Source organism: bacterium (assembly GCA_040757115.1).
Classification (GTDB): domain Bacteria; phylum UBA9089; class CG2-30-40-21; order CG2-30-40-21; family SBAY01; genus JBFLXS01.
On sequence record JBFLYA010000068.1, the window covers coordinates 1 to 3,523 of the forward strand.

General features: G+C 39.2%; 1 protein-coding gene. It reads left to right on the forward strand.

Features of this window, described 5'->3' with window-relative positions; translation table 11 throughout:
* Positions 1-3,523, forward strand: a 3,523-nt coding sequence (locus AB1422_07895) for a right-handed parallel beta-helix repeat-containing protein (protein MEW6619242.1), incomplete at both ends; no start/stop codon positions are given.

Consider the following 3,523-nt stretch of genomic DNA (forward strand, 5'->3'; position numbering starts at 1 on the left):
GCAAAGGTTCGACTTACATCTGCAGATACCTATACCTACTGGTTTGATGTAATCGATGGGTTAGGGATAAGTTATTCCACAGATAGATATGAATTTAAGGTTAGTCCAGCACAACTGCATCACTTAAATATCACTCCCAACAATGCTATTTTAGTAATAAATAGTGAGGTAGAGTTTGAAGTTATGGGGTATGATACGTTTGGGAATCAGATAGCAGTAGATGGTGGAGAGTGGATGTTGGACAAAGATATTGGAACATTAACTCATACTTTTGGGTCAAAAACTACATTTATTGCGGGCGATAAAAAGGGAACGGGTAGCATTGGCTATTTACTTGCCCCTGATTACTCTGCCTTTGCCAGGATCGAGGTTGTTGAAAAAGGTCCGGTATATATCAAAGGTGGTGAGGTAAGTGGTCGATGGACGAAAGGTGGTAGTCCGTATGTCATTGTAGATAGTGTTTATGTGCCCAGTGGTAAGACATTAATAATCGAGCCAGGCGTAGTAGTCAAATTCCATTATTACATTGCTCAATGGAATGACGAGTTTTTAGACTGGCTAATTCCACCAGAGATAATCAGGCGAAATTTAACCGTGTATGGTAATTTGATAGCAGAAGGCACCGCACAGGAGCCGATTATATTTACCCCTATCTCAGACGAAGGAACATCTACACCAGAAGGAGGTGGGACATCTACACCCTGTTTTGGTGATTGGGATAAACTCATATTTGAGCAAGGCTCTACTGGCAGACTTAAATATTGCCAGATAAAATATGCCGGTTATGCGGATTGGTGGTATAATGATATTATAAAGATAGAGCCAGCAGTGCTCATTAAATCCAGAGATGTTCAACTCTTTAATTGCAAAGTCACGAATGAAGATGGTATGGCACGAAAAAGTAGTCAACAATATGGGATAGGGATATTAATTGATGGGGTAATAGGTAATGATGATGAGATAGTTTTTCAGACCGAGGTAGTAAGATGTTGGGGGAGTATAGTTGTTAAGAATAGTCGCGGTGTAGAGGTAAATAATAATATAATTCGAGATGATGGTAATTTTGGGATACAGATATGTAACAGCTCTTTGATTAAGTTTTTAACAAATACGGTTACTACCTGTAGAGATGCGGCTTTTAGCCAGGATATATCCTCATCTGAAATAGAATATCATGGCAATAAAGCCTACAATGAATTTAATTTAATCTGGTTAAGTGGTGAGATGCCAGAGGATAAAGAGATAGTATTAAAGAAGGCAGAGTTAAGTTATGGATTCAATTCTCTTAGTGTTCCTGTTGGTTCAACATTAAGGATAGAGCCAGGGGCTAAATTTGTTTTAGGTAGATTTGGGCATATAGAAGAGGAGATGAGGGATATAGGCAGGATGCAGATTGAGGGTCGGTTGATAGCCGAAGGGACACCGGAGGAAGAGATAGTTTTTGATAAAGGTAAATTTGGTAATTGGAATTACATTCAATTTAATGGACCATCTGCTTCAGGAAGCAGTTTAAGGTATTGTAAGATAATAGGTGGCGGCAGACGACCCAGCTCTATGACTGTAGGAGAAGGTAGCACCGTAGTAGGTAACTTATGGCTGATAAATGCAACACCGAAGATAGAATATTGTCAGATAATGGATTCAAAGTGGTATGATCAGGGTGGTGATGTGACTGTTGGTGGCTGGTGGGATTGTGGTATTCGATTACAGAATTTACCCCCGGGTTATGTTCTGGCTAATAATACTATCTCTAATTGTACTAAAGGGGTAGCCACATACAATTGCCCTTACCCACCACTTATTGCCTCTAATACCTTGACTAATAATACCTATGTTTTCTATCAAGACCCAAATACATTGGCGGAGTATCACGGGAATGTATTTGAGGATAATGAGAATTCAGTTATATTAACTGGCCGGGCTCCACGGGTGTATAACCCGGGGCCATTTGAACAGTGGGTTTTTACTGGTTGTGAGATTACCGTGCCGGAAATAGTCTGGAAACTTGCAGAATTGCCGTATGCCATAGATAATTTTATACGGGTAACAAAGGATTCAAGATTGATGATAGAACCAGGGGTAATAGTTAAACTCAATGGTGCAACGATTGAAGTTCAGGGAAGTATGACTGCCCGGGGAACCGATGGGGCAAAAATAGTCTTTACCGGACTTAAGGATGATAATATTCCCCCGGGTGTTGGTGGTCGAATAAATTTCTTAGAAGATAGTGAGAGTGAATTAAAGTATTGTGTGATTGAATATGGTGATGGGCCTCAAACGACTGGTTTTGAAGCCGCGGTGCGAATTATTAAAGCCAGAAAGGTAGAAATAGGCAATTCCGTTATTAGCCATTGTAAATACGATGGGATACGGATGGAGAATACCTCAGTAATTATCTCTACGACTACTGTTTCTTATAATGGTTGGAATGGGATAATCTGTGAAAATTCCTCAGCAGTAATTCAAAATGGGACAATCAGTCATAACGGTAGTAGTCCTAAAGACCATTTTGGGATAATATGCAGGAAGAACTCTAAGGCGATTATTTCGAATAATGTGTTAAGTGATAATTTTGGATGTCCTCTGGGACAGGATATAAATACATTTCCTGAATATAGAGATAATAAGATATTTGGGAATAAATATGATGCGGTTGGGATTATAGGTAAAGGTAATGAGATGAAGATTAGTGGCACCTGGACGAATTTCATAGGCACTCAAACCACATATTTCCTTTTTATGAGTGATATGAACATAATACTTCAAAGCGGGGTAACATTAGAGATAGAGCCTGGGGTAGAAATCAAGATGTACCCAATAGTAGAGTCGGGGTGGAATATGGGGGCTATTTATGTTCGAGGGAAACTAATTGCCAGTGGAACGAAAGACAGACCGATTGTTTTTACCTCTTTCTATGATGGGAATAATGAAAAAATCTGGCATTGGAATGGGATAGTATTTGAGAATGGGGTGGGGACAATGACTTACTGCACCGTAAAGTTTGGAAGGATAGGGATAATTGGAAATGTCTCGCCGAGTATCCGGAATTGTTATATCTCAAAAGGAGACAGCTGTGGAATGTATTTAAAGGAACAGGCTAATCCTGTTATTGAAAATAGTATTATTACGGATAACCCGGTTGGATTAAAACTCGACAATGCCTCAGCAACTATATCTACCTGCACCATCTCTTATAATTCAGAGCATGGAATAGTCTGTAATAATTCATCTCCCGTGATTCAAAATGGGACGATAAGTTATAATGGCACTTCATCACAAGAGTATCATGGGATAAAGTGTGAAAAATATTCTAATCCATATATCCTGGGAAATAATATAAGTTATAATGGTGGTTGTCCTGTGCTCCAGGATTTAAACTCATTCCCCAGGTATAGGGATAATAAGATATTTGGGAATAAATATGATGCGGTTGGGATTATAGGTAAAGGTAATGAGATGAAGATTAGTGGCACCTGGACGAATTTCATAGGCACTCAAACCACATATTTCCTTTTTATGAGTG